Here is a 25555-nt window from a genome sequence, read left to right as displayed (position 1 = left end):
CGAGGGCTGCGCGCGGCCGCGCACCCGGCGACCGCGCTGCACCACCTCCAACGGATCGAGGGTCCGGCCTGGCGCCGTCTCGCCGCTCTCGACCTGTTCGACGCCCCGGTCCGCGACGGCCGTCCCGAACTCGCCCGCACCCGGCTGGCCGAGCTGGAGCGGTTCGCCGCGGACACCGGTCTACCGGCGGCGATCGCGGTCGTCGAGCACGGTCGCGCCCTGCTCGCCGGCGACGGCACCGCGGAGGTCCACTTCCAGCGGGCACTCGCCGCGCACGCCGACTCTCCTCGGCGGCCCGACCGGGCCCGTACGCATCTGGCCTTCGGCGAGTACCTGCGCCGAGCACGCCGCCGGGTCGCCGCCCGCGAACACCTGCGCACCGCGCTGGCCCTGTTCGAGGACCTCGGCGCCGCCCGTGGGCCGAGCGAGCCGCGCAGGAACTGCGCGCCTCCGGGGAGACCGCCCGCCGCCGCGGCACCAGCACTGCCACCGCCGCCGAACTGACGCCGCAGGAACGCCAGGTCGCCGCCCTGGTCCGGCAAGGTATGTCGAACCGGGACGTGGCCGCGCAGCTGTTCGTCAGTCCACGCACCATCGACTTTCACTTGCGGAACTGCTACTCCAAGCTGGGCGTCAGCTCCCGCGCCGAGCTCACCGCTCTCCCGCCCGACCTGTGACCCGCACGGTCCGGCACGGTCCGGCACGGTTGTCGACCGGCTGCCGTACCGGCGATTCGAGCACGTCCAACAGTGGCGAAAGGCATATCAGACACAAGGTGCCGCCGATCACGGTCGGTTCGCCCACTCCAACGATCCTCGCATCAGTCCAGCCCTGTCTGCACCTCAGTGATAGAGCACGCCGAACGAGGCGGCGAGAAGGACGATGGCGGCCGTGACCCCCAGGCTCCGGGAGCGGTTCCATGACGACAGTGCGATGGAGCATGACAGCACTCCGCCCGACAGCGCACTGAGCCACGGGCCACCCGTGGTGTACGCGGCTTGGAGAGGGAACGGCGCCAGCAGGATCGTGAGTGGTATGGCGACGATCCGGGGGCCGATCTCCAGCCGCTTGTAGACGGGGAGCAGGACCAGCAGGGCTGTGGCGAAGGCGATCGGGAGGAAGGCCACGTCCCAGCCCGTGAAGCACATGGTGTCTGAATCCCTGCACGCCCGTTCGCGGTTGTGGGTGGTCCAGGCGAGGAACTGGACGGCGCCGTAGGCCAGTACGGCGCCGGTCGCGGCAGCCGCTGCGGCGCGGGGTGCGACTGCACGAGGGGCAGTGTGCGGGGTGCTCATGTCAACAGGCTTCCTCATACGCTGTTCAGGGGCCTGAGTACGGATACTCACGCGTGAGAAGTTCGCGGCCCGGAGCGGCGGCTGGGGTAAGCCTCTAAGTGGGAGAGGGGCCCATGGATGGGGTCAGGAGGGCCTCTGGCAGACTTCTGCGGCATGGGACTGTTCAAGCGGGCTGACAAGGACAAGAAGACACAAATGCCTGGTCAAAGCTCCGAACAGGACGGACTGGGCCTCCTGCTCCTGCAGGGCGAGGAAATGATCGCGCAGCTCGCCGAGGCCCACCGGACCTGGGGGCTCGGCACAGCCGACCGCTGGGATCTGGACCAGACGACCGGACTCATCACCTGGACCTTTCCGGACAAGACCGCCACGGCGCCGGCCCAGATCCTCGGCAGCTACAGTTCCCGGTCCGGCTCGTGGATGTGGGCCTGGGCGAACCCGAGCATCCTGCCGGGAATGGCCCGTGACGCCCAGAACCTCCGCGCGTGGGGCGACGCCCACCAGCACGATGCCTTCACGCGCGCCACGTTCGAAGCCGATGAGCAGGCCGCGGCCACGCTGATCGCTCTCGCCGTGCGCGTCAGCGAGACGACGGGCTTCTACCGGGGGCCCGGCGCAAGCTCGTACACGGTGATCACCTTCGGACCCGTCACGCTGACCACCCCCGACGGCGACACGAGGACCTTCACGGTCGACGTCGGCTGACCGCGCTGCCCTCAGGGCCGTTCGTAGCGGAGTGGCACCTCAGCCGTTCTGGATTCCGCGGGCCTCGGCCACAAGCCCGGGAGGCAGGGCGGGGCCGGCACACGCGTGGTCGATCAGAAGGTTCCGGTACGCGTCGTTGGGCAAGTCCGGTGCCAGTTCGACGAGTTCACGCAGGGCGTCCGGCGAGCCGGTGAGCCGCGCCCGGTAGGCGGCCCCGGCCGCGCGGAGCGTGAGCTCGGCCGGCTCCCGCCGCAACCCCTGGTCGATCAGCCGGACCGCGGTGGCGAAGTCGCCCTGTTCGGCTCGCACGTCGGCCAGGTCGAGATGGAGTGACCAGTTGTCCGGGTCCAGGTCGAGGGCGCGCTCGAACGCCGCCGCGGTCTGTTCGGGATCGCCCAGCTTCCGCCATGTGCCCGCCCGTACGACCTCCGTCAGCATGCTCCGTGCGACGGCGTCCGCACGGTCGCAGAGGGCGAACGACGCGTCGGTACGGCCGCACGCCCGCAGCAGGATCGCCATCCTGGCCAACGCCTCCGGAGACGGCCGGCGGGCGGAGACCACGTCGATGGCATCGAACCAGGGCCGGAACCGTTCCCGCATGCTGTCGGTGTCCAGGTCGCGGCCGTAGTCCATGGTGCGCATCGCGGCTTCGGCCAGCGCGTCGGCACTCACCGCACCGAGAAATCGTTCATCGCCGAACCAGGGTGCTTCGGCCCATGCGATGTCGGGTCGCGCGCCCGTCACCGATCCGATCGCCAGCGCGGCACCGTCCATGTCGCCTTCGAGGAAGCTGACGTACGACTGGGCCAGTACCGCCCTCAAGGAGTCGCCGCCCTGGACGAGTTCGGCGAGTTCCGCCGGCTTGTCCCTCCACAACTCGGCAAGGACGGTATAGGGCTCGGGGTCATCGGGCGCGGCGGCGATCGCACCCACCAGATGGTCCACGGCCGCGACGGGGCTGCCCCCGCAGTGCGCCATCACCCGCGCGAGAGCCACTCCGGCCGTTGCTACCTTGTTCGACATCGTCCGAGGATACCCGCGGTGCTCCTGCGCCCCTCAGGCCGCGAACCGCAACCCACGCCCCACGCCCACGCCCCCGCCCCCGCCCCCGCCCCCGCCCGGTGAGCGCACGGCGGCGAAGGCGATGATGCCGGTATGACGACCGAACTGCGGCTCTTCGCGGACTACCACCAGATCCATGTCATGGACGAGAACTCCGAATCCGATCTCGGGGACGCGTGGACCGAACAGGCCGTACGGGACGGCCTCGCCGCGGCCGAGGACGTCCTGGCGATCGGCACGACCGTGAACGTCCACGTCGCCGTGCGTGTGGATGTCCTCGACGGCGAGCCGGACGACGACAGCGCAGGCTTCGACCACGTCGTCGAAGCGAGTCTGCGGGTGCCTTCCGGGCAGCTGGTCGTGATGGGCTGCTCCGACTACCTTCCCGAGGCACGGCGTTTCAAGGTTCCTGCCGGCTGGACCCGGGTCCGCGCGTGCCGGCGCAATCTGGCCGCTGCCGCCCGCGCCGACGTCGATTCGGGCGACCGCCCCGAGACCACCGAGCGGGTCCGGCTGCAGATCTGGCCCGCCCCTCACGACCGGCCGCATGTCGCCAAGAGGTGGCAGCGGGCGGGCGCGTAGCCGCTCGGTGGTCGCCCCGGGACGGGGCCCTCCCCGGGCGGGCCGCGACCCGCCGGTCGTGGGCCGCTCCGAAATCACCCGCTCAGGTCCATGACAACCTGGCTAGGGTGATCGGATGACGGAATTCAGCGTCCTTGGTGACGACACGGCATGGCAGAAGGACTTCGAGCGGCGGCTGCACGCCTCGTACACGGCGGCCGGGCTCGGTGCGGACGCGGCGGAGCGCATGCTGGAGGAGGCACGCGGCGGCGTCGGCGACTGGACCGTCGCCGAGATCACGGACGCCGGGACCCGGGTGGGGCATGTGGCCGTGGTCGTGGCCGAGGACAACGGCGCCCTCGCGGGCCGGATCTGTGACCTCCATGTCGACGCGCCGCACGCCGGCCGGGGACACGAGCGGGCCGCCCGGGAGTGGGCCGAGGAATGGTGCGCGCAGCGCGGCGCGCGCCGGCTGAACGTACGGCTCACCGAGTCCGCCGGCGAACTGTTCGACGGTTACCGTGTCCGCGGCCAGCTCAGGATGCGGCATGTGGGTTCCCCGCCGGAGTCGGCCGACGCCGTCACCGCACGGCCGATGACAGGGGCCGAGTATCCCGAGTGGCTCGCGTCCGAGAAGACCGCGTACGTCGGCGACATCGTCCGGGCGGGAGCGCTGAGCCCCGAGGAGGCTGAACGCAAGTCCGACCGCGACTTCGCGAAGCTGATCCCCGAGGGCCTGGCGACGCCCGACAACACCTTCCTGGTGCTCGAGGCGGCGGGCGAGCGGATCGGCACCGGCTGGCTGCGGCACGGACATCTCCCGGGGGTCACCTACGGCTACTCTCTGCACGTCCTGGAGCGGCACCGCGGCAAGGGGTACGGGCGGGCCGCGATGGCGGCCGGAGAGCGGGCGACGCTCGCGGCCGGCGACTCGGCGCTGATGTTCACCGTGTGGGGCGGCAACGAGGTGGCGATGAACCTGTACACGAGCGCCGGCTATCGAGTGATGGAGGAGTTCCGCTCCGTCGGCCTTCCCCGTTCAGCCGCCTGACGCAGCGTCACTCAGTCACCCGCGCGGCTCGTCCGCGCCCTCCGTTCCGTCCGCGCCGTCCATTCACCGCCCGCAGCCTGAAAACAAGAAGAAGCGTCCCTCATGACCGACTTGGCCATCGCGGCGAACGGGCTGCGCAAGTCCTACGGCGACAAGACCGTCCTCGACGGCATCGACCTGGCCGTCCCGCAAGGCACGGTCTTCTCGCTGCTCGGCCCGAACGGCGCCGGGAAGACCACCGCCGTCAAGATCCTCTCGACCCTCGTCTCCCCCGCCCCCGCCAGTGGCCCGATCCGCGTCGGCGGCCACGACCTCGCCACCGACGCGCAGTCGGTGCGTGCCGCGATCGGCGTCACCGGTCAGTTCTCCGCCGTCGACGGCCTGATCACCGGCGAGGAGAACATGCTCCTCATGGCGGACCTGCACCACCTCTCCAAGCGCGAGGGACGGCAGGTCGCCGCCGAACTGCCGGAGCGCTTCGGCCTCACCGAGGCCGCGAAGAAGCCCGCCTCCACCTACTCCGGCGGCGTGAAGCGCCGCCTCGACATCGCCATGACCCTGGTCGGCAGCCCGCGGATCATCTTCCTCGACGAGCCGGCCACCGGTCTCGACCCTCGCTCCCGGCACGACATGTGGCAGATCGTCCGCGAGCTGGTCCCCGACGGCGTCACCGTCTTCCTCACCACCCAGTACCTGGAGGAGGCCGACGAACTCGCCGACCGCATCGCGGTGCTCGACGACGGCAAGGTCGTCGCCCAGGGCACCGCCGAGGAACTGAAGCGGCTCATCCCGGGCGGGCACGTCCGGCTCCGCTTCACCGACCCGGCGGCGTACCAGAGCGCGGCCTCCGCCCTGCGCGAGTGCTTCCGGGACGACGAAGCCCTCGCGCTGCAGCTTCCGAGCGACGGCAGCCAGCGCGATCTGCGCTCCCTCCTCGACCGGCTGGACTCGGCCGGCATCGAGGCCGACGAGCTGACCGTGCACACCCCCGACCTCGACGACGTCTTCTTCGCCCTGACCAGTGGCGCCGGCGTCCCCGACCAGCCCAAGGAGGCTGTCCGTTGAGCTCCTTCTCCCTCGCCGTGCGAGACTCCTCCACGATGCTGCGCCGCAACCTCCTGCACGCCCGGCGCTATCCGTCCCTCACGCTGAACCTGCTGCTCACCCCGATCATGCTGCTGCTCTTCGTCTACATCTTCGGCGACACCATGAGCACGGGCATCGGCGGCGGCGCCGCGGACCGCGGCGAGTACATCGCCCACATCGTGCCGGGTCTGCTGCTGATGACCGTCGGCAGCACCGTGATCGGCACGGCGGTGTCCGTCTCCAACGACATGACCGAGGGCATCATCGCCCGCTTCCGCACGATGGCGATCCACCGCGGCTCGGTGCGCGTCGGGCACGTCATCGGCAGCGTGCTGCAGTCGGTCACCAGCGTGGTCCTCGTCGGCGCGGTCGCCGTGGCCATCGGCTTCCGCTCCACCGATGCCACCGTCCTGGAGTGGCTCGCGGCGTTCGGACTGCTCGTGCTCTTCGCCACGGCGCTCACCTGGATCGCGGTCGGCATGGGCCTGTTCAGCCCCAACGCCGAGGCCGCCGGCAACAACGCGATGCCCCTGATCCTGCTGCCGCTCCTGTCCAGCACCTTCGTCCCCATCGACGCGATGCCGGGCTGGTTCCAGCCGATCGCCGAGTACCAGCCCTTCACGCCCGCCATCGAGACCCTGCGCGGCCTGCTGCTCGGCACCGAGATCGGCAACAACGGCTGGCTCGCCGTCGGCTGGTGCCTGGGCCTCGCGGTGCTCGGCTACTTCTGGTCGACCTCGAAGTTCGACAACGACCCGAGGTAACCGCCATGACGACGCGGGCCGCCTGCCGCGGCTCGTCCCACCCGAGGGCGGCGTACACCGGCACCATGCCGGAGTGCGCCGCCCCTTTCGTGTGCGACCGAGCCGGCCGTCCGCGGGGACGCCTCGCCCGGTTCCCGGCCCGGACGCGCACCGGGTGACGCGGGCATCGGCGTCACCCGGCTCGACCTGGCCGCCGAGGCCGGCGGAGACGGCAGGCACGGCAGTACGGCGCGTACGGAAGGAACGGCGCGTACAGCAGGAACGGCAGGTCGCTCACCGCCTGCTGGACCGCGGCCCGACTAGACGGAGTTCCGGGGGCCGCGGAACAGGGCCTGGCGGACGACTTTCGCGACCACGGTGGGGTGGAACAGCACGGCCGGATCGGCCACCATGTTGGCCACCCGCACGAACCGGGACCACACCCGTGCGTCGCGAACGGACACCTCGAAGAGGTGCTTGTTGTACCAGTGGGCGATCTTCGCCGTGAGCGGCTGACGGCGCGGGTTCCACATGAGGTCCGAATTGCTCGACAGGATCCAGGGAGACAGCACGATCCGGGCCAGCGCGCGCTGGTACCCCCTGCTGAGACCGTCGAGGCCGTTCCCTCGTGCCGCGTGCTCCGCCAGGGTGCGATGCAGGAGTTCGGCTTCCAGCGCGGCGACGGTCAGGCCCTGCCCGTACACGGGGTTGAAGACGCAGACCGCGTCACCGAGGGCGACGAGGCGCTCGGGCCAGTCCTTCATCTTGTGGTAGAGGCGCCACTGGTTGTTGACGTTGGTGTAGCGGTGGGTCCGTCCCTGGTTGGTGCGGGACTCGATCCGCTCGGCAAGACGGCCGTTCTTCAGGCTTTTCGCGAAATCGAGATAGGCGCTGTCCTCGGTCGGCGGCTTCTGGTCCTCGAACCCGATCAACGAGCACATCCAGCGATCGCGCTCCACGGCCAGGATGACACCGCCCCGGGGGATGTGGGGCGCGAACGTCATCTGGTAGGCCAGGTTGAAGTCCGGTTGGCTCTCCGGCCGGTCGAAGTCCATCGACGTGTACGTGATCTTCGCCTTGACGACGCGCTTCGCGGGCACGGACAGGCCCAGGTCCGCGAGCCAGCCGTCCAGAGCGCTGGACCGCCCCGAGGTGTTGACGACCAGGTCCGCTTCCATCTCCGACGGCTGTTCGGAGTCCTCCGTCCTGTAGCGGACCCGGTTCACCGCGCCGGGGCGGGTCGTTCCCAGGCCCTCGCACCGGGTGGAGGAAAGGAGCGTCACCTCGGGCAGCGCGAGCACCTTGCCGCGCAGACGCCGCTCCAGTTCGTCCCGGGTGAACGTCTGGATCTCCACGCCTGTCCGCCTGCGGGGTGCGAACCCGGCGGGCAGGAGGAAACTGATGCCCTCGCCGTAGTCGAAGACCGGGGCCCCGATCGCCCGCAGTTCCGCGCGGAGCCCGGGGAAGAGTCTCTCCAGCACCTCTCCGCCCTTGGCCAGCAGAGCGTGCGCGTGGTACCCCTGCGGCGCATGCGGATGGGTACCGGTGCGCTCGTCCACCGAGCTCTGTTCCAGGATGACCACTTCGGAGAAGTGGTCGGCCAGGACCCGGGCCGTCACGAGGCCCGCGTACCCTCCGCCGACGACGACGGCTCTTCCCCATCGGCCACCGTGCTGAACAGCCCTGTTCTTCATGAGCGCATCCCTCCGTCACACTTCGCCGCCCACCGCTTCGCGCATCCCCGCGGGCGGGCCGGGATCCGGTGTGATCCGCCGGTCGCGGGCTCTGGTGTGGTACCCGGTGATCGCCGCCCCGTGCGTCGGCGGTGGGGGCGCGTTGCGGCGTGGGCGTGGCGCTGGAATCCGTCGCACGCCCACGCCGGGACGGCGGGCTTCGACGCGTCCTCTCAGGGGAAGGGGGCGCCGGTAGCCGGTTATCTACGCCACGGCCCGGTCACCGCGAAGGTCGTACCGGGTGTGTAGCAGTTGACGTACATCGTGTCGCCGTCGGGAGAGAAGGTGACTCCGGCGAACTCGCCCCACTCGGGTTCCTCCGGGGTGCCGAGGTTCTGCCGGCCGCGGGCCATCGCGTACACCTCGCCCCCGCGGGTGACGCCGAAGACGTGCTGGGCGCCGTTGCCGTCCTCGCAGACCATCAGGCCGCCGCTGGGGGCGAGGCAGATGTTGTCCGGGGACTCGCCGGGCAACTGCACATCGGTGTCCGGGCCGAAGACGATCACCAGGGTCAGGCGGCGCCGCTGGGGGTCGTAGCGCCAGATCTGGCCGTAGTGGTCGGCTCCGGAGCCGTCCGCGCCGCGGGCGAACGACGACACGAAGTACACACGGTTCCCGCCCCAGTAGCAGCCCTCCAGCTTCTGCGCGTGCGTGATCCCCTTCGGCCCGTAGTCCTGCAGCCGGGTGGGGGTGGAGGCGGCCAGCGGGTCGGGGACGTCCACCCACTCGATCCCGTCGAAGGTCGCGCCGGTCTCCTGGATCGTCGACAGGTCCGGTACGCCGGGTACCCGCATCGCCTGCAGCCGGCCGCCCGCGCGCAGCGAACCGACCCCGCCCAGCGGCTTGTGCGGCAGGAAGCGGTAGAACAGGCCGAACGGCTTGAGGAAGGCGTCCTCGGTCTCGTAGACGACACCGCGCTCCGGGTCGATCGCGATCGCCTCGTGCTGGAAGCGGCCCATCGCGGTCAGCGGGACGGCGCCGGTGCGGTGCGGGTCGGTGGGATGGACCTCGAAGATGAAGCCGTGGTCCTTGGTGTAGCCGTTGGTACCCGCACTGTCCTCGGTCTCCTCGCAGGTCAGCCAGGTGCCCCAAGGGGTGCGGCCGCCCGCGCAGTTGACGGCCGTGCCGGCGATGGCGACCCGCTCGGACAGGACGCGGTTGCGGGAGTCCAGCGTCAGGGCGGTGCAGCCGCCGTGGCCGCCCGGGTCGTAGGTGAGGCCCGGCACGGTGGGCACCGAGATCTTCGCGGTGTTGCGGTTCTCGTGGTTGCGGACGAGGTGGGTACGGCCGCCCGCGCCGGCGAAGGCGGCCATGCCGTCGTGGTTGGACGGCACGAGGCCCTCGCCCGAGCGCAGTTCGTCGCCCTCGCGGGAGAGCACGCTGTAGCGGAACCCCTGTGGCAGATCGAGCAGGCCGCCCGGGTCGGGGACCAGAGGACCGTAGCCGGTGTGGCCCAGGTTCCGCGCGGCCGCGGTGCCCTCGAAGAGTTCGGACAGCGCCCCGGTGAAGGCGATGCCCGCTCCCAGCGCGCTCGCTCGGGCCAGGATCTGACGTCGTGTTGCGGACATGCGGCGACAACCTTCCTGCTGGCGGACAGGAGCTGTGATCCCGCTGTGTCTACCATCTGGCGTAGCCCACGGGAACCACGCCCGCACCACGTGTCACGTCTCGCCCGCATGATGGCTTGTCCACGACGGACACCGGGGGCGGCGCCCTACTTGCTGTGCACGATCTGGATCAGGTTGCCGCAGGTGTCGTCCAGCACCGCGGTGGTGACCGGGCCCGACTCCACCGGTTCCTGGGTGAAGCGCACCCCGAGCCCACGCAGCCGGTCGAACTCCGCCTGTACGTCGTCCACGGCGAAGGAGGTGGCGGGGATGCCGTCCTGGACCAGCGCCGTCCGGTACGGCCGCACCGCGGGATGACCGGAGGGTTCGAGCAGCAGCTCGGTCCCGTCGGGGTCTTCCGGCGAGACCACGGTCAGCCACCGGTCCACGCCCAGCGGGACGTCGTGCTTCTTCACGAAGCCGAGCACGTCGGTGTAGAACCGCAGGGCCTTGTCCTGGTCGTCGACGAAGACACTGGACAGGTGGATCTTCATGGGCTGCTCTCCGGTGCGTAGGGACGGAGCCGTCGGGTCGCGATGCGCTCAAGAGGTCTCGCATCCTCCGCCATGACCACCACCATAGGAAAGTGACGGCCTGCCCATCGGGTTCGGCGCTCCGAGGTCGTCCGATCGGAAGGAAACGCGTGCGGTGACATGTCCGCGCGGATCGGGGGCAGACGGAACAGGGCGGGACGCAGGGTCCGCGACCGAGATGCCGGAGGTGTCCGCCGCCATGAATACCAAGGTGCTGGAGCGTTTTCCCGCAGGCTCTCCCCGAGGGTCGTGGCCGGCGGAGGAGTACGCGGCCGCCCGTCGCGCGCAGGGCGTGGCCGCCACCGTGGTGATGGACCTGCGCTCCGACGCCTTCCTCGTCGTGGTCAGCGACCGGGACGACGACTGACCCAGGTACGGCTGACTCGGTTAGGGCTGACCCAGGTACGGCTGACCCTGGTACGACTGCTCCACGTGGCTGACCCACGTACGAGGGGCGCCCGCGACTCAGTCCTGACGCTCCGTCACCTCGGGCAGTTCCTCACCGGAGGCCAGTCGGCCCCGGACACGCGTCGTGGCTCCCTCCGGCACCCGGACCGCGAGGGTGTGTCCGCTCCGCGATGCCTCGTCGACGCCGCCGCTGCCGGTGCCGCTACCGGTGGGGGTGAGGGTGAGTCGGGTGACGGCCCGGCTGCCCGCCGCCAGCACGTACCACCGTCCCTGCGGCGACCGCCAGCGCGCCTGGGCCAGCACGTTCTGCCCGAACCTGCTGCACGCGGCCGTCGAGCGCACCCGCGCCACCACCCGCGCGGGTTCTCCCGAGTGTGACCCGGTCCCGGTCAGGCGCAGGGTCACGGTCACGCCCCCGGGCCCCCGCCAGGTGTCGGCGCGCGTGCACGTCCACACGGCGTGGCCCGCGCCGTCCGGCAGATCCTGTTCGGCGAAGTCCCAGGCGTTGACCGCCTTCGTCCCGCCGTCGCCGAGCGCGCCGGGACCGCAGCCCACCCGGGCCCACGCCAGCAGTGCCGCGGGCCCGGTCGCCTCACGCGGCTGCCGCGCCGGCGGCGACCCGTGCCCCGGCAAGGGCGAGTACGTCAGGTGTACGGGCGTCATGCCGCCGAGGCCGGCCAGCAGGAAGGCGTGGTGCTCGACGATCGCGGAGGCCGACCGGAACTGGAGGACCGGGTGCGTACCGCAGCCCCCGCCGCCTCCGCCGCCCGTACCGCCTCCGAACAGGGGGACCGGATCGGTCACCCCGTCCCGGGACACCGTGAGCGGGTGCGCGGGAGAGTCGGGACGCGCCAGGTCACGGGTGGACGTCTCGGCCACCCATGGCGCCAGCAGATAACGCACCGCTCCCCCGCGCGCGTCCAGGGCGACCGCCGCGGCCGTCGTCACATCGGGGTCGTCGGGTACTGGGCCTTGTGCCCTGGACCTGGGCCTGGACGCTGGGCCCAGGCCCCTGTACCCAGGGCACTTCGGCCGTGGCTCAGCCCAGCATGTTCTCGATGAGGTCGGCGGCGCGCGGGGTGCCGCCCTCGGCGCGGGCGCCGGCGCGCAGCAGTGCCGAACGGCGGGCGACCTCCGCGCCGGTGACCAGGTCGTTCAGCGCGGCACGCAGGGTCTCGGCGGTGGCCTCAGCGGTGTCGACCCGGCGGGCGACGCCCAGTTCCACGAGCCGGTCGGCGTTCATGAACTGGTCAGCGGCCTGGGGCACGGCGATCATCGGGACACCCGCCAGCAGTCCTTCACCGCAGCCGCCCATTCCGGCGTGGGTGACAAAGGCATCCGCCTGTTCCAGGATCGCCCGCTGAGGGACCCAGGGGTGCACCTCCACGTTGGGCGGGATGTCGCCCAGTTCCCGCGGGTCGGTGTACTTGCCGATCTGGAAGACGACGTGCCAGCCGGGCAGGTCGCCGTAGGCCGCGAGGCACTGGCGGTAGAACTCCGGTCGACGGGTGAACGCCGAGCCGAGAGAGACCAGCAGCACGTTCTCCGCGTCCGCCGGCCGGGTCCAGCCGCCCGCGCCGGCACGCGCGTCGAAGCAGGGCCCGACGAAGGTCACCCTGTCGGTGTCGACCCGGTCGGCGTGCGGCTGCATCGCCCTGGTGATCAGCGCGAGGGCCCGCGCGGGAGGACCGGAGAAGGCGTCCACGTCGGTGGTGGACGCCCCACAGCCGGCGAGCCACCGGGCGAACCTGGCCCGGTACGCGTCGGCGCCGGGCAGTTGGCGCAGTTGTGCCGCGACGTCCTGGTCGTAGCCGTCCCACGCCACGAACGTCGGAGACAGCTGCATGACGGGCCGTTCCTGCGACTCGGCGAGGGCGCGTGCGGCGTAGGCGCCGATGTCGTACAGGTACAGGTCCGCCGGGTCGTGGTCGTACGCGGCACGCAACTGGGGAAGTGACTGGACGGCGTCGTCGAGGAAGAGGCCCATCGCGGCGATGGGATCGTCGGGCCAGTTGTTGTCGGCGACGGGCAACACGGAGGTACAGGGCACGAGTTCGGCGCCGGTGGCCGTGATCAGGTCGGAGACCGCGGGGTCGTTGGCGTAGGTCACCCGGTGGCCGCGGGCGACCAGTTCACGGATGATCTCGAGGCTCGGCAGGACGTGGCTGACGGCGGGGATGCCGACCATCGCGATGTGGGCACGGCGAGGGAACAGCGAAGGCATGAAGCTCACTCATCTCAGGTCTACGGGAAAGGACACGGCAGGCCGGTGCGCCGCCCCTCCGGGAAAGGCCGGTCGTAGGGGGCGGGGCGCACGGGGGCATGCGGGACGGGGCGGTCGGGGCGTCGCCCCGGTCCCTGTCAGCCGTAGAACTGAAGAAGAAGCATGCCCGCGACATTACAAGTTCCGTGGCGGTCGAGGCGCGGGAATTTGGCGCTGGTGTGGTGCCGGGCCGCCCCCGGTCAGCGGCCTGGCAGGATGGCGGCATGGAACGCGTACTTGGAATCGGTGGATACTTCATGCGGGCCGCGGACCCGGCGGCCCTGAGCGCGTGGTACCGCGACTGTCTGGGCCTCGACGCCGACGAGCACGGCCTGTGGCGGCAGGAACCCGGGCCGACGGTGTTCGCGACGTTCGAGTCCGGAACCGACTACTTCGGCTCCCGCACCCAGGGGACCATGCTCGACTTCCGGGTCCGCGACCTGGACGCGATGCTCGCGCAACTGCGCGCCAAGGGAGCGGACGTGGACAAGGAGACTCAGGACATGGAGGGCATCGGCCGGTTCGGCTGGGTCACCGATCCCGAGGGCAACCGGGTCGAGCTCTGGCAGCCCGCCTGAGCAGGCTGCCGGAGCAAGCTGCCTGACCGAGCAGGCTGACCGGCCCGGCTGGCCGCGTCTTCACCGACCCGTCCGCCTGACCGGGTCGCCTGACCGCTTCTTCACCGACCCGTCCGGCCCACGTCACGCCGGCAGGCCTCCATCTCAAGCCCCCCTCGCTCCCCCGGACGCCTCCATGAGCACCTCCCCGGGCGCCGTCCGCACGTACAACACCGACCGTCCGGCCCGCCGCCGTTCCACCAGCCCCGCGTCCAGCAGCACCCGCAGGTGGCGGCCCACCGACCCCAGCCCCTGTCCGGTCACGGCGACCAGCTGAGTCGTGGTCATGGGAGTTCCCAGCAGCACCAGCAACGCGGCCCGCTTGGTCCCGATGAGCCTGCCGAGCCCGGCCGGGACGGGCCGCCGGTCGTGGTCCTCGGCCAGCGCCCCGAGACACGGGTAGACGACGGCGTACCGCTCCCGACCCTCCCACGACACCCACCCGGTCCTCGGTGTCACCGGCATGAACAGCAGGTCGGCGCCGGCGGCCACCTCCCGCGGCGGATACGCGTTCAGGTTGACCTGGATCCGGCTTCCCCCGAGCCACCGCGTCCCCGGCCGCAGCGAGTCCAGCACGGCCGCCCAGCCGCCCTGGCTCACCCGCGCGGTCCGCGCGACCACGTCGGCCTCCAGGGCGCGTCGCCGCCGTTCCCAGTACGGCCGTACGGTCTCCTCCCAGACGTACGTCAGGAGCGCGGTCGCGCGCTCGGGCAGGTCGTCCCGCTCCAGGGCGGCGGGGAGCGGGCCCCGGAGGGACACACGGAGGTCGGCGCGCGCCTCCCCTGCCCCGGCGGCCCGCACCCGGGCGACGGTCGCCTCGAAGCTCTCCCCTTCGCACGAGGTGGGACAGAGGAAGTCGGCGATCCAGGCCTTGCCGAGTCCCGCGCGCACGAGCGGCGCGGCCACCGGGTCGGCCGCGAGGTGTGCGTGGTACCCGGGCAGGTGCGCGCGCAGCCAGGCCTCCTCCCCCGGATGGGCACCGGTCCCCGAGTGCAGCAGCTTCAGGCTCGCGAAGGTCTCGGCGAACGGCGAGAGCACGAACCGGCTGCGGGCGAGGGTGTCGGTGTCGATCTGCCACAGGCCCATGCGTACGACCTTTCGCGTTTCGGCGAAACAATAAACACGGCCCCCGGTCCGGCCCGAGACTCCGACGCATGCGCAGCTACCGAACCCTGTTCCGCACCCCGGAGTTCACCCCGTTCCTGCTCTCCTTCGCCGCCGACGCCGCTGCCAGGACGATCGGCGGCCTGGCCCTGGGCACGCTGGTCTTCCGGGCCACCGGCTCCCCGCTCCTGTCGGCGGTGAGCATGTTCGGCCCGCAGCTGGCGCAGTTGGCGGGGGCCACGTTCCTGCTCTCGGGTGCCGATCGCCTGCCCCCGCGCGCGATCCTCTCCGGCCTGGCCGTCGTCTTCGCGGCCGGCACGGCGGTGCTGGCGCTGCCCGGTCTGCCGGTCGGGGCCCTCTTCGCCGTCCTGCTCCTGCAGGGCCTGGTCGCGTCGCTGGGCGGAGGAGTGCGCGGGGGGCTGCTGAACGAGATCCTGCCCAAAGACGGCTATGTCCTCGGCCGTTCGGTCTACAACATGCTCTGGGGCCTGACGCAGATGGCCGGTTTCGCGACGGGCGGCGCACTGCTGGCGCTCCTGTCCCCGCGGACCTGCCTGCTCCTTGCTGCCGCGCTGTACCTGGTGTCGGCCCTCGTCACCCGCCTGGGCCTCACGGCCCGCCCACCGCGCTCCTCCGGCCGCCCGTCCCTCTCGGCGACCTGGCGCGTCAACGCCCTCCTGTGGTCCTCACGCCCCCGCCGCCTGGCGTACCTGGGGCTGTGGGTTCCCAACGGCCTTGTGGTCGGCAGCGATTCGCTCTACGTCTCCTACGCGCCCGCAGCCGCCGGCACGCTGTACGCGTGCGGGGCGCTGGGCATGTTCGTGGGTGACATGGCGGTGGGCCGACTGGTACCGCCCGCGTTGCGCCCCCGTCTCGCGACCCCGCTGCGCCTGCTGCTGGCGGCTCCCTACCTGTTCTTCGTCCTACGGCCGGGAGTGGCGCTGTCGGCCGCGGCCGCCTGCGTCGCCTCCGTCGGTTTCGCCGCGAGCCTGGTCCTTCAGGAGCGCCTGATGTCCCTCACCCCCGACGACCTCGCGGGCCAGGCCCTCGGCCTGTACGCCACCGGCATGGCCGCCCTCCAGGGCATCGGCGCCGCCCTCGCGGGCACGCTGGCCCAACTCACCTCCCCCGCAACGGCGATGACGCTCATGGCAGCCGCATCGGTCACCGTGACCCTGACCCTCGCGGCACTGAACAGGCACGAGGAACGCCGGCCGGCCGTCCCGGACACGCGCCTGGGCGGCGTGCCTGAACCCGCCGCCACGGACTAGCTGTTGCGGGTCAGGACGTTGTTGACGTGAGCTGTTGGCAGATCAGTTCATGGGCAAGCTGTGCTGCCTCGATCAGGTCCTCACGAGGTGTGTCGAGGTTGGATCGTACGGACAGACCGTGCCAGAGGGCCTGGATGAACCCGGTCAACACCACTGCGCTGACTCCGGCGGCAAGGTCACCGTCCTGGATCGCTCGTTCGATGCGCCGCAGGAGCGCCTGCTCGTTCGAGCGGTGGAGTTCGGCGACGTAGGCGCTGGTATCGAGTGTGCCTGTGCTGTCGGTCATCACGGCGCTGCTGATGAGGCACCCGGGATGTGTGTCGTCGGGCTGGGTGAACTCGTGGACCGAGTCGATGAGGATGCGTTCTATGGCGGTCCGGATGTCCTCCTCGGCCACAGCCTGTTGGTAGATCTCGCGGTATCGCTCGGCATAGGTCCGCACCGCTTCCTCGAACAGTCCGGCCTTGCTTCCGAAGGCGGCATAGAGGCTGGACGTGGAGAGTCCGAGGGTCGCGGTCAGGGCTCGGGTCGAGGTGCCGGAGTAGCCCCGTCGCCAGAAGAGGCGGGCAGCGTCCAGGATCGCGCGGTCGCGGTCGAAGGCTCGTGGTCGTCCACGGTTGTGTGCGGTCACAGTTGCATTGTAGATCGTTCGCTCCATAATACTTTTATGGAGCGAACGATTCAGAAGAGACTGCCGGTCGGCGGGGGCAGTTGGGTCACGGTCGATGTGTACGGGGAACCGGATGCTCCGGCCCTCGTCGTCGTCCCGGGCGTGATGAGCGATGCGCACACGTGGCGCCGCGTTGCGGTGGCCATCGACGCCTGGCCTTCGGTGGCGGTCGTAAATCGCCGAGGTCGCACTCCCTCGGGGCCGTTGACCAGCTCGTACTCGATGCGAACAGAGGTCGAGGACCTCGGCGCGGTCCTTGACGAGTTCGACGGCGCAAGGGCCCTGTTCGGCTGGAGCTACGGCGGCTTGATCGCGTTGCTGTCCGCCAACGAGCGTCCGATACGCCAGCTGATCGCCTACGAGCCGGTGATGCGACCGTTCGGCCGTCATGCGCTGTCGGACCTGGAGGCTGCGGAGGAGACGGCGGACTGGGACCGCAGCGTCGAGATCGTCAATCGGCAGATCTCCGGTTTCACCGCGGCGCATGTCGAGGAACTCCGGGCTGATCGTCAGGGTTGGGCGGCCTTGCGCCGCTTGAGCGGACCACTGCGCGCCGAGCTCGGCGCGCTGAACGCGACACCGCCCCCGGATGTGATGGCACGACAGGCGGATCAGGTCGACCTGATCATCGGCCAGCGCAATCGCGGAACAGGCCCCTACGGAACGACGTTCGACGACGTTCGGCAGCGCATTGCTGACGCCGAAGTCCACGAGCTTGCCGGTCAAGGCCACCTGGGCCACATCCAGGCACCGGCAGAACTCGGCCGACTCATCAACAACCTCGCCATCATCTGATGGGCACCCATGCCAGGGCGCCGTCCGTCGAGGGCCGCAGGCCGACTTGTCGAGCGTTGCGAGTCACGTCCGATCGCGCACGGTTGCCGAGGAGATGGGGATCTCCCGCGCCTGCACGCCGAAGTGGGTCGACCGCTACCGCAGTCACGGCCAACTCGGCCTCCACGGCCGTTCTTCCGCTCCACATCACCAACTCACCGACGGGGACTGAAGCAGGTTTTTGTGACAGGTTCAGTCACGCGGTCTGGAGGGCCGGTGTGGTCATGACGGTTTCGAATTCGACGGGGGTCAGCCGACTTAGCGAGGCTTGTCGGCGGCGTCGGTGGTAGGTCCGTTCGGTCCAGGCGCGATCGCGATCCGCAGTTCCTGACGGGTGGCCCACGAACGGCGGTCGAGGACGTTCTTCCTTCACCGGTGGCGTGTTCGGTGCTGTCGGCGAGCCACAGCCGGTCGGGGCCATCCGCGGTGAAGTCAGGGCGGACCAGGTCGTCGTGCGCCGGCGAGCCGGCCTTCTTGATCCTGCCGTGCTTCTTCCCGAACACGCTCCACCAGCGGTTGTCGTGGCAGATCCGTCACGCGGTCCGGTCGGCCATGGCCGACCCCGAGTTGCGGGCCTCGTCGGCCAGGAAGCGAGCGGTAGCCGAACTCCGCCTGACCCGCGCCCGGGGACCTCCTCACCACAGGTGCAGGAAGCTCCGGACGTCGTCATACCCGTCGAGAGCCCGACCGTCGACGTCCGACGGGTCCGTCTCGGCACGTGCCGCCAGCGACTTTGCCAGTGAGAGCGCCTCATCGCTGAGACGCCCGAAGCGTCGAGCGGTGTGTCCCAGGCACAGGCCGGCCAGCCCGAGCAGAGGACTTCCCGGGACGGCCCGCGTCCCGACCTCCATGCACCAGTGCTCGACGAACTCCGCGTCGTTGTCGTTCAACGCGGTCCCGACCAGGACACCCGCCGCCTCGCCCTCCGCCAAGCGGTCATACAGGGCCCGCTCCAACGCCTCCACCACCGCCTCGTGAGGCAGCGCGGGTGGGTTCTCGAAGCTCAGATGAGAGTGCACCCCGCGAGACTACGCGCACCACGAGATCCGCACCCAACGGGCGGAACCGAGGCGAACGTTGCCTGATACGGCACTACTGGGGCGCGTATCGGGTTGTGATCAATCTGCGGGATCCGACTTCGAGGCAGGGCTTGATTCAGCAGCTACTCGGGAACTGCGGGCTGGCCGTGGAGGCGGTCGAGTTCGTCTGCGCGGCGATGGTCCTTCGGCCGTCCGATGGCCCGCCGCATTCGGATCAGGTCGTCGAGCGACGCGTAGCGGATCGCGAAACCGGAGGAGTCGTCGGCGCTTTGTGCTCGGGCCAGGCAGTCGGTGACATCAAAGTCGCCCCAGGACAAGGCAGGGGTGCACAGATCCCCGGTGGCACCGGTCACTTGGTATCCCACCTGGGCTCGGTCGAGGTCGGGCGGATCGGCGCAGCCAGCCGCGGTAAGGGCATCTCGCAAGGCTCGGGCCTGCGCCGGTGTGCCGTCCCACAGCAGGTCGAGGTCCCCGGTCAGCTCGGCGGATCCGTGCATGATGCCCGCGACCTGACCGATGACCATCGCGTGCGAGCCGGCCTCGTGCAGGGCGCGCAGGAAGGGTATCGGGTCAAAACCGAGTGCCCCGTCCGTGGCGAACGTTCCGGTGAGGTCGTCGGCGTCCTCCGGTCGGCACCCCGTGGCGGTACGGTCCCGAGTGGCCTGTTCGATGCGGCGGACGGCCTGACGAAGTCGCACTGCGGCATGCTCATTCATGCGGCTCATCCAACATCACCCCGATCCGGTCCCCGAGGGCCGGCGCCTCCACCGCGTTGACGGCAGCACTGGCCCGCTCCTCCTACGGCACATCGACGACGCCCGCCAGTTGGTGGTCGTCCTGCAGCTCTGCATCGAGAAGGACGTCGCCCTCCTCTTCGGCTGACGTCGGCCGGCGCTACTGCCTGACCCCGACCAGCAGTTATGGGACAGCCCTTGGACAATGTCCGGCGGATCATGTGATTGCCAGGATCAAGGGGCGCTCGATCCCTGCTGATCAGTGCCGGCGGACTGGGTGGATGCGGCAGTGACGAGCGGTGCGGATCCGGTGCTTCCCGCAGCGGACGGCGAACGGGGGGCCTGTGGGGAGTCGACGGCTGCATGGATGTCTCGGGGCGGCGGTGGGGCTGGCTCTCACGGTGGCTACTGCCATGCTTCTGGGCAGGTCGTGGAACCCCTGTGACGTGGGAGTGAACAACGCGGCCAACAGCGGCTTCCTGCTTTGGCTGTTCATCCCGGGCCTCTGGACGGTCTTGGTGCTGGTCTGGGTTGCGTCCGTCGACCACGAGATGGACCTTGCGGTCGAAGTGGCCGGCGAGCCGGTCCAGGAAGAGGGACATCACCTCGGCGGTGAGGCTTTCGGTGAAGACCACGGTGCGACCGGTCACCTGGGCGGACCCGACCGCCGCGCGTCCCGCCGAACCCGAGCCCGAGCCCCGCCCAGAGCTGTTGCGGTGTGTGCGGGCTCGCGAAAATGGACTCAGCGACAGCTCACCGGATCAGGTCGGTGTGCGGATGCTCCGAAGCAACTGAGCCTTTTCCAACCTCACGCTGACGCGTGAGGTTGGAAAAGGCTCACTGATCTGCCGGGCGGGTGAACCCGTAGGCGCGCTCGACCTTGGACACGTGGAGCGCGAACGAGGAATACCAGTGCTCGCGTCCGTCTGCACGGGCCAGTGCGTGTTCCGCGTGATCCCGCCAAGCGGCAATCGAGTCCTCGTCCCTCCAGTACGACACCGTGATCCCCAGGCCGTCCGCACCGCGAGCGGAATCGACACCGAGGAATCCAGGCTGGTCGGCAGCCAGTTTCATCAGCCGCTCGTCTCTCTCCGCGTAGCCGTTGTCGCCGGCGGTCCGCACGGCGGTGAACACCACCGCGTAGTAGGGCGGGGCGGGCAGCGAAGCGGGCGCAGGATCGGTCACGGAGGTCCTCCTACAGACGACACCGGCAGTACCGCCCCAAACGATCTCGCGTGCCCTCCTGAACTCACAACCCTGCTGTCCAGGCCGTTTCCACGCCCTCCGTCTCCACGCCGTCCATGGCCGCCAGCACCTGGGCGCTCCAGGAGCGAAGGGCCTTCTGCCGGGAGTGCGGGTCTCCGAGGTCGATGCGGCGATCCGTTTCGTGCATGAAGGCCACCATGGCCAGCACATGTTGCGCGCTACGCCGAGCCGATCTTCGCGAGTGATCCGTCTGGTTCTGGGAAGCCACCTTGCACGGCAGTGCCCGTCACCGACCCGAGGAAACGCATGTCCACCGCGCAGTACGTACCCGACATCCTCTCGCCCGAGTTCGCGGCCGACCCTTATCAGGCCTACCGCGTGATGCGCGAGTCCGCGCCTCTCATCTGGCATGAGGCCACGCGGAGTTACATCGTCTCACGCTACGAGGACGTCGAACGCGTCTTCAAGGACAGGGACGGCGAGTTCACCACCGACAACTACGCCTGGCAGATCGAGCCCGTGCACGGCAGGACGATCCTCCAGCTCAGTGGTCGGGAACACGCGGTGCGCCGTGCCCTGGTCGCCCCCGCCTTCCGTGGCGGCGACCTGCGGGAGAGGTTCCTGCCCGTCATCGAACGCAACTCGCGTGAACTGATCGACGCCTTCCGGAACAAGGGCTCCGCCGACCTGGTCGCCGACTACGCCACCCGCTTCCCCGTCGCCGTGATCGCCGACATGCTGGGCCTCGACAAGGCCGACCACCCGCGCTTCCACCGCTGGTACACGAGCGTCATCGCCTTCCTCGGCAACCTCTCGGGCGACCCCGAGGTGATCGCGGCAGGGGAACGCACGCGCACCGAATTCGCCGAGTACATGCTGCCGGTCATCCGTGAACGCCGCGAGAACCTGGGCGACGACCTGCTGTCCACGCTGTGCGCCGCCGAGGTCGACGGCGTGCGGATGAGCGACGAGGACATCAAGGCCTTCTGCAGCCTGCTGCTCGCCGCCGGTGGCGAGACCAGCGACAAGGCGATCGCCGGCATCTTCGCGAACCTGCTCCGTCATCCGGAACAACTGGCCGCGGTCCGCGCGGACCGGGACCTGATCCCGCGCGCCTTCGCCGAAACCCTGCGCCACAGCCCGCCGGTTCACATGATCATGCGGCAGACCGCGACAAAGGTCACCGTCAGCGGCGGGACGATACCGCCCGGCGCCACCGTGACCTGCCTGATCGGCGCCGCCAACCGCGACGAGAACCGTTACCGCGATCCCGACCGCTTCGACATCTTCCGCGACGACCTCACCGCCACGACCGCCTTCTCCGCCGCCGCCGACCATCTCGCCTTCGCGCTCGGCCGGCACTTCTGCGTCGGCGCGCTGCTCGCCAAGGCCGAGGTCGAAATCGGTGTCGGTCAACTCCTCGACGCGATGCCCGACATGCGTCTCGCCGACGGCTCCGACCCGGTCGAGCGGGGCGTGTTCACCCGCGGACCGCAGTCCGTGCCGGTGACGTTCACTCCCGTGACCGCCTGACGAACCTGCGCAACGCCCCGGGGCGGGGAGGGGGCGGCGGCTCGGGGCCGGGGATGACGCCCAGGGGCCGGGGCCTGCGGCCGGGGGCGGCCGGGGGCGGCCGCGTACCGGCGCACTGGCCGCCGGCCCTCGGCCCCGCGCCGGTCGGACTCGCACCAGCCGCCGGTCAGCCACACCACGACAATCGCCGCCCCGGCGAGCGGTTACCGCGCAAGCTTCAGCTCGGGTTGCGGTTGCGGTTCCGGTTGCGGTTCCAGTTCCAGTTCCGGTTTCCGCTCGGGCGCGGCCGCCAGGTCCCACAGCTTGACGGTCCGCACATAGCCGTAGATCACCGAGGTCATCGCCAGAACGAGAAGCGGTCCGAACACCCACGGGTGTGCGGCCATCTGCGTCGGCAGCCAGCGGTACGACGTCAGGAGCGCGGCGAAGACGGCGGCGCCGTATGCGGCGAGCTGGATTCCCGACCGGTCCCAGCCACGGTCGAGCGCGCGCAATCCCGCCTCGATCGTGAGCGCGAACACCACACCGGCGATGAGATCGACGCCGTAGTGATAGCCGAATCCCAGCGTCGCGCCGAGCGTGGCGATCAGCCAGAACGTACCCGCGAACCGCAGAAATCGTGGGCCCTTGCGGGAATGGACGAAGATCGTCGTAGCCCATGCCGCGTGCAGGCTGGGCATGCAGTTGCGTGGGGTGATCTCGTCGAATGCCATGTGCTGCGGCACATCGAGCGGTGTCGGTGTGTGCGGCCATATGTTGGCCACCGCCCAGTGCCCGCCGTCGGCGCCGTAGGCGAAGACCGGTCCGACCGTCGGGAAGATCATGTAGAAGGCCGGTCCGAGAAGGCCGATGACCAGGAAAGTGCGCACCAGGTGATGGCCCGGGAAACGACGCTCGACCGCCACGTTCCGCAGCTGGTACAGCGCGACGACGACCGCGGCCACGGCGAGTTGGATGTAGACCCAGTCGAGCAGATGGGCGCCGACCGGGCCGGTGGCGGCGACCATCCGGCCCACCACCCACGACGGGTTTCCCAGAGCGTGATCGGCGGTCGCCACGTACTGGTCGAGCACCGCCGGGCGGGTCTTCGAGGTGATGAGCAGCCAGGTGTCGCCGGTCTTGCGGCCGGCCACCAGCAGCAGACCCAGCCCGACACCCTTCAGGAGCAGGGCACGTTCCTGGCCCGTGCGGCGCGTGACGGCGATGACCGCGTAACCCAGCATCACCCACAACGCGCCGTTGCCGAAGGGGTGGCCTTCGGTCGCCCTGACGTCGAACGCCCACCGCACCAGGAAGAAGACGACGTCGATGCCGATCGCGACACCGGTCGCGATGAGCCGTTGCCGCCAGGTGAGCACCACCATCATCAACGCCATACTGGCGTACAGCAGGAAGCCCGACTTGGGCGGAAATATCACCTCTTGCACTTGAGTGGTGATCGGTCCCGGCAGGCCGTAGCGACGCGCGGCGATCTCCAGTGCGACGAGGAACCCGAGGGCCACCACACCCGCCGCGATCCATAGCATCACCCGTGGTCGGGTCCATGCGGTGAGGGTGATTCTGCGATTTATTCGCGGGAACACCCGCTTTTTTCCAGTTATCAACTGTTTGGCCATTTTGTTAGTTGTCAGTCGAATAGGTCACTCTTCGTGCCGGATAGCACGGTTTTCCGGTGTAGGGCAGGCGATGAGGGCGTTCGTCGTAAGTGCGATCATGTTATCGGAGCGGTTCGAGCCCGGACGGGCCTCTTCCGGATCGACCGAATCGCGACTGTGACCGTGGCGCCCCGCGGACGACTCGGCGCGGATTTCGCCGGACGCCGGCAAGTCATGCGGCGCGGTGAGGAGTTCGAGTGGTCATCACGCCGCCCGTTTTTGGTCTGGACCAAACGTTGACATGGGCATGCACTGGGCCTAGGCATAGGAAGCAATGAATGGGAGCCCGTTCCCATTCCTCCGCGCACGAGGAAGGACGCTCCATGGTCAGACCGCGCACCGCCCGCTGGTTACCCCGGACCCTGACACGGCTGTCAGTGCTGCTGGCCGTGCTGCTCGGCCTGCAGGCAGGCCCGGCGTACGACGCCCAGGCGGCGCCCGCCTTCAAGGTGCTCGCCTTCTACGACGGAACGTACGACGCGGCGCACATCAGCTTCGTCCACGAGGCCAACACCTGGTTCCCGCAGGCCGGGGCCCAGAACGGATTCTCGTACACCGCGACCAACGACTGGAGCCGTCTCAACACCGCGAGCCTGGCCGACTACCAGGTGGTGATGTTCCTCGACGACTATCCCCACACCGCCGCGCAGCAGTCCGCGTTCCAGACCTACATGAACAACGGCGGCGGCTTCCTCGGCTTCCACGTCTCGGCCTTCACCACCGACACCACCGACTGGCCCTGGTACCACAACACCTTCCTCGGCACGGGCACCTTCCAGACCAACACCTGGGGACCCACCGCCGAGACGCTCACCATCAACGACCCCGGCCATCCAGCCACCGCGGGGCTTCCGGCGACCATCACGTCGTCGGTCAGCGAGTGGTACAGCTGGCAGAACGACCTGCGGCAGAACCCGGCCATCGACATCCTCGCGTCGATGGCGCCGTCCACCTTCCCTGTCGGTACGGACCCGAACCAGTCCTGGTACAGCGGCTTCTACCCGGTCGTCTGGTCGAACCGCAACTACAAGATGATCTACGCGAACTTCGGCCACAACGCCATGGACTACGCCACCGACACGACCCTGTCCTCCACCTTCGCCAGCGCCCAGCAGAACCAGCTGCTCATCCAGGGCCTGCGCTGGGCCGGCGGTCAGTCCGGCCCGGTCACCCCTCCGCCGTCCGACCGCACCGGGCCGGTCCGCGGCTACGGCGGCAAGTGCGTGGACGTCGCCGGCGCCAGCTCCGCCAACGGCACGGCGGTGCAGCTGTACGACTGCAACGGCACCGGCGCGCAGAACTGGACGGTGGCCGGTGACGGCAGCCTCCGGGCGCTCGGCAAGTGCATGGACATCTCCTCGGGCGGCACCGCCAACGGCGCGGCGGTACAGCTCTACGACTGCAACGGCACCGGCGCGCAGAGATGGCAGCCCGGCACCGCGGGCTCGCTGGTGAACCCACAGTCCGGGAAGTGTCTGGACGCCACCGGCCCCAGCAGCGCCAACGGCACCCGCCTGCAGATCTGGTCGTGCACCGGCGCGGCCAACCAGAGCTGGACGCTGCCTTCGTGACCCGCTGACCCGCACGCGGTCCGCTCTTTCGTCAGCAGCCCCGCTGCCGCGACAAGGCCTCCTCGACGGCCGGCCCGACCGGGAGCACCTGTGGTGAAGCGGGGCTGCGCCCGGAAGAGGCGTGCGGAACAGACGCACGGAACAGGCGCGCAGCGCAGACACGCAGGCAGACGTGCAGCGCAGACACGCAGGCAGACGTGGCGTGCGGACGCGTCGTACGAAGCAGGCGAGCGGCGGGGGCGAGCCGGCACGCGTCGGACACGGCTCCCGCGC

General features: G+C 70.0%; 27 protein-coding genes and 1 pseudogene. 14 read left to right on the top strand and 14 right to left on the bottom strand.

Annotated features, from left to right (window positions below):
• Positions 1-545 precede the first annotated feature (545 nt).
• Positions 546-677, top strand: a complete 132-nt coding sequence (locus tag OIB37_RS34855; RefSeq protein ID WP_330461600.1) for a helix-turn-helix domain-containing protein — start codon at positions 546-548, stop codon at positions 675-677.
• A gap of 165 nt (positions 678-842) precedes the next feature.
• Here OIB37_RS34855 and OIB37_RS34850 read toward each other — a convergent pair whose 3' ends face one another.
• Positions 843-1295 carry a hypothetical protein gene (locus OIB37_RS34850; protein WP_330461599.1) on the bottom strand — a complete coding sequence of 151 codons (453 nt, stop codon included), beginning with the start codon at positions 1293-1295 and terminating at the stop codon, positions 843-845.
• A gap of 195 nt (positions 1296-1490) precedes the next feature.
• Here OIB37_RS34850 and OIB37_RS34845 point away from each other — a divergent pair, with 195 nt between their 5' ends.
• Positions 1491-2000: a DUF6882 domain-containing protein gene (locus OIB37_RS34845; RefSeq protein WP_330461598.1), complete on the top strand. Its 510-nt coding sequence runs from the start codon at positions 1491-1493 to the stop codon at positions 1998-2000.
• Positions 2001-2039: 39 nt separating this feature from the next.
• On the opposite strand, the gene OIB37_RS34840 is transcribed toward OIB37_RS34845, so the two are convergent.
• Positions 2040-3023 carry a tetratricopeptide repeat protein gene (locus tag OIB37_RS34840; RefSeq protein WP_330461597.1) on the bottom strand — a complete coding sequence of 328 codons (984 nt, stop codon included), beginning with the start codon at positions 3021-3023 and terminating at the stop codon, positions 2040-2042.
• 132 nt (positions 3024-3155) lie between these two features.
• Here OIB37_RS34840 and OIB37_RS34835 point away from each other — a divergent pair, with 132 nt between their 5' ends.
• The 4 genes from OIB37_RS34835 (at position 3156) to OIB37_RS34820 (ending at position 6524) form a co-directional block, all read left to right on the top strand.
• Entirely contained in the window at positions 3156-3644 is a 489-nt protein-coding gene (locus OIB37_RS34835; RefSeq protein WP_330461596.1) for a hypothetical protein, read from the top strand.
• 115 nt (positions 3645-3759) lie between these two features.
• Complete coding sequence (locus OIB37_RS34830; RefSeq protein WP_330461595.1) at positions 3760-4674, top strand: GNAT family N-acetyltransferase; 915 nt, start codon at positions 3760-3762, stop codon at positions 4672-4674.
• 102 nt (positions 4675-4776) lie between these two features.
• Positions 4777-5739 carry an ATP-binding cassette domain-containing protein gene (locus OIB37_RS34825; RefSeq protein WP_330461594.1) on the top strand — a complete coding sequence of 321 codons (963 nt, stop codon included), beginning with the start codon at positions 4777-4779 and terminating at the stop codon, positions 5737-5739.
• Positions 5736-6524 (top strand): ABC transporter permease, encoded by a 789-nt coding sequence (locus tag OIB37_RS34820; protein WP_330461593.1) that lies wholly within the window; start codon positions 5736-5738, stop codon positions 6522-6524. The genes OIB37_RS34825 and OIB37_RS34820 overlap by 4 nt, the downstream gene beginning before the upstream one ends.
• A gap of 299 nt (positions 6525-6823) precedes the next feature.
• Here OIB37_RS34820 and OIB37_RS34815 read toward each other — a convergent pair whose 3' ends face one another.
• The 3 genes from OIB37_RS34815 to OIB37_RS34805 all read right to left on the bottom strand — a co-directional run bounded on the left by OIB37_RS34815 (position 6824) and on the right by OIB37_RS34805 (position 10337).
• Entirely contained in the window at positions 6824-8197 is a 1374-nt protein-coding gene (locus tag OIB37_RS34815) for an FAD-dependent oxidoreductase (protein WP_330461592.1), read from the bottom strand.
• Between the two features lie 239 nt (positions 8198-8436).
• Positions 8437-9804: an alkaline phosphatase PhoX gene (locus OIB37_RS34810; RefSeq protein WP_330461591.1), complete on the bottom strand. Its 1368-nt coding sequence runs from the start codon at positions 9802-9804 to the stop codon at positions 8437-8439.
• A gap of 146 nt (positions 9805-9950) precedes the next feature.
• A complete protein-coding gene (locus OIB37_RS34805; protein ID WP_330461590.1) occupies positions 9951-10337 on the bottom strand; it encodes a VOC family protein in 387 nt (128 codons plus the stop codon).
• A gap of 217 nt (positions 10338-10554) precedes the next feature.
• Here OIB37_RS34805 and OIB37_RS34800 point away from each other — a divergent pair, with 217 nt between their 5' ends.
• Entirely contained in the window at positions 10555-10743 is a 189-nt protein-coding gene (locus OIB37_RS34800) for a hypothetical protein (protein ID WP_330461589.1), read from the top strand.
• Positions 10744-10841: 98 nt separating this feature from the next.
• Here the strand turns inward: OIB37_RS34800 and OIB37_RS34795 are convergent, their stop codons facing one another.
• Positions 10842-11732: a hypothetical protein gene (locus OIB37_RS34795; RefSeq protein ID WP_330461588.1), complete on the bottom strand. Its 891-nt coding sequence runs from the start codon at positions 11730-11732 to the stop codon at positions 10842-10844.
• A 91-nt stretch (positions 11733-11823) separates the two neighbouring features.
• The gene (locus OIB37_RS34790; RefSeq protein WP_330461587.1) at positions 11824-13008 is read right to left on the bottom strand and encodes a macrolide family glycosyltransferase; all 1185 of its coding nucleotides are present in this window, start codon (positions 13006-13008) and stop codon (positions 11824-11826) included.
• Positions 13009-13271: 263 nt separating this feature from the next.
• Here OIB37_RS34790 and OIB37_RS34785 point away from each other — a divergent pair, with 263 nt between their 5' ends.
• Positions 13272-13625, top strand: coding sequence for a VOC family protein (locus tag OIB37_RS34785; RefSeq protein ID WP_330461586.1), 354 nt, complete (start codon positions 13272-13274; stop codon positions 13623-13625).
• A gap of 144 nt (positions 13626-13769) precedes the next feature.
• Here the strand turns inward: OIB37_RS34785 and OIB37_RS34780 are convergent, their stop codons facing one another.
• Positions 13770-14750, bottom strand: coding sequence for an ArsR/SmtB family transcription factor (locus OIB37_RS34780; protein WP_330461585.1), 981 nt, complete (start codon positions 14748-14750; stop codon positions 13770-13772).
• Between the two features lie 68 nt (positions 14751-14818).
• On the opposite strand from OIB37_RS34780, the gene OIB37_RS34775 reads away from it, so the two are divergent.
• Entirely contained in the window at positions 14819-16039 is a 1221-nt protein-coding gene (locus OIB37_RS34775) for an MFS transporter (protein WP_330461584.1), read from the top strand.
• A 10-nt stretch (positions 16040-16049) separates the two neighbouring features.
• On the opposite strand, the gene OIB37_RS34770 is transcribed toward OIB37_RS34775, so the two are convergent.
• Positions 16050-16670: a TetR/AcrR family transcriptional regulator gene (locus OIB37_RS34770; RefSeq protein WP_330461583.1), complete on the bottom strand. Its 621-nt coding sequence runs from the start codon at positions 16668-16670 to the stop codon at positions 16050-16052.
• 36 nt (positions 16671-16706) lie between these two features.
• On the opposite strand from OIB37_RS34770, the gene OIB37_RS34765 reads away from it, so the two are divergent.
• On the top strand, positions 16707-17504 hold the full coding sequence (locus OIB37_RS34765) for an alpha/beta fold hydrolase (RefSeq protein ID WP_330461582.1): 798 nt from the start codon (positions 16707-16709) through the stop codon (positions 17502-17504).
• Positions 17504-17703: pseudogene (locus tag OIB37_RS34760) on the top strand (helix-turn-helix domain-containing protein); the annotation flags it as partial. The gene OIB37_RS34765 and the pseudogene OIB37_RS34760, both read left to right, overlap by 1 nt.
• A 475-nt stretch (positions 17704-18178) precedes the next feature.
• Here the strand turns inward: OIB37_RS34760 and OIB37_RS34750 are convergent.
• Both OIB37_RS34750 and OIB37_RS34745 read right to left on the bottom strand, forming a co-directional pair.
• Complete coding sequence (locus tag OIB37_RS34750; RefSeq protein WP_330461581.1) at positions 18179-18562, bottom strand: hypothetical protein; 384 nt, start codon at positions 18560-18562, stop codon at positions 18179-18181.
• Positions 18563-18705: 143 nt separating this feature from the next.
• Positions 18706-19281 (bottom strand): hypothetical protein, encoded by a 576-nt coding sequence (locus tag OIB37_RS34745; RefSeq protein ID WP_330461580.1) that lies wholly within the window; start codon positions 19279-19281, stop codon positions 18706-18708.
• A gap of 16 nt (positions 19282-19297) precedes the next feature.
• Between OIB37_RS34745 and OIB37_RS34740 the strand changes: the two genes are divergently transcribed.
• Positions 19298-19465: a hypothetical protein gene (locus OIB37_RS34740; protein ID WP_330461579.1), complete on the top strand. Its 168-nt coding sequence runs from the start codon at positions 19298-19300 to the stop codon at positions 19463-19465.
• 689 nt (positions 19466-20154) lie between these two features.
• Here the strand turns inward: OIB37_RS34740 and OIB37_RS34735 are convergent.
• Together OIB37_RS34735 and OIB37_RS34730 are read right to left on the bottom strand one after the other, a co-directional pair.
• A complete protein-coding gene (locus OIB37_RS34735) occupies positions 20155-20502 on the bottom strand; it encodes an antibiotic biosynthesis monooxygenase family protein (RefSeq protein WP_330461578.1) in 348 nt (115 codons plus the stop codon).
• 64 nt (positions 20503-20566) lie between these two features.
• The gene (locus OIB37_RS34730) at positions 20567-20710 is read right to left on the bottom strand and encodes a hypothetical protein (protein ID WP_330461577.1); all 144 of its coding nucleotides are present in this window, start codon (positions 20708-20710) and stop codon (positions 20567-20569) included.
• A 119-nt stretch (positions 20711-20829) separates the two neighbouring features.
• On the opposite strand from OIB37_RS34730, the gene OIB37_RS34725 reads away from it, so the two are divergent.
• Positions 20830-22056: a cytochrome P450 gene (locus tag OIB37_RS34725; RefSeq protein WP_330461576.1), complete on the top strand. Its 1227-nt coding sequence runs from the start codon at positions 20830-20832 to the stop codon at positions 22054-22056.
• Between the two features lie 203 nt (positions 22057-22259).
• Here the strand turns inward: OIB37_RS34725 and OIB37_RS34720 are convergent, their stop codons facing one another.
• Positions 22260-23582: a phosphatase PAP2 family protein gene (locus OIB37_RS34720; protein ID WP_330462082.1), complete on the bottom strand. Its 1323-nt coding sequence runs from the start codon at positions 23580-23582 to the stop codon at positions 22260-22262.
• A gap of 452 nt (positions 23583-24034) precedes the next feature.
• On the opposite strand from OIB37_RS34720, the gene OIB37_RS34715 reads away from it, so the two are divergent.
• Complete coding sequence (locus OIB37_RS34715) at positions 24035-25282, top strand: ThuA domain-containing protein (protein ID WP_330461575.1); 1248 nt, start codon at positions 24035-24037, stop codon at positions 25280-25282.
• Positions 25283-25555 lie beyond the last annotated feature (273 nt).

Source organism: Streptomyces sp. NBC_00820, assembly GCF_036347055.1.
Classification (GTDB): Bacteria; Actinomycetota; Actinomycetes; order Streptomycetales; family Streptomycetaceae; genus Streptomyces.
This window is presented reverse-complemented; position numbering and strand designations above follow the sequence as displayed.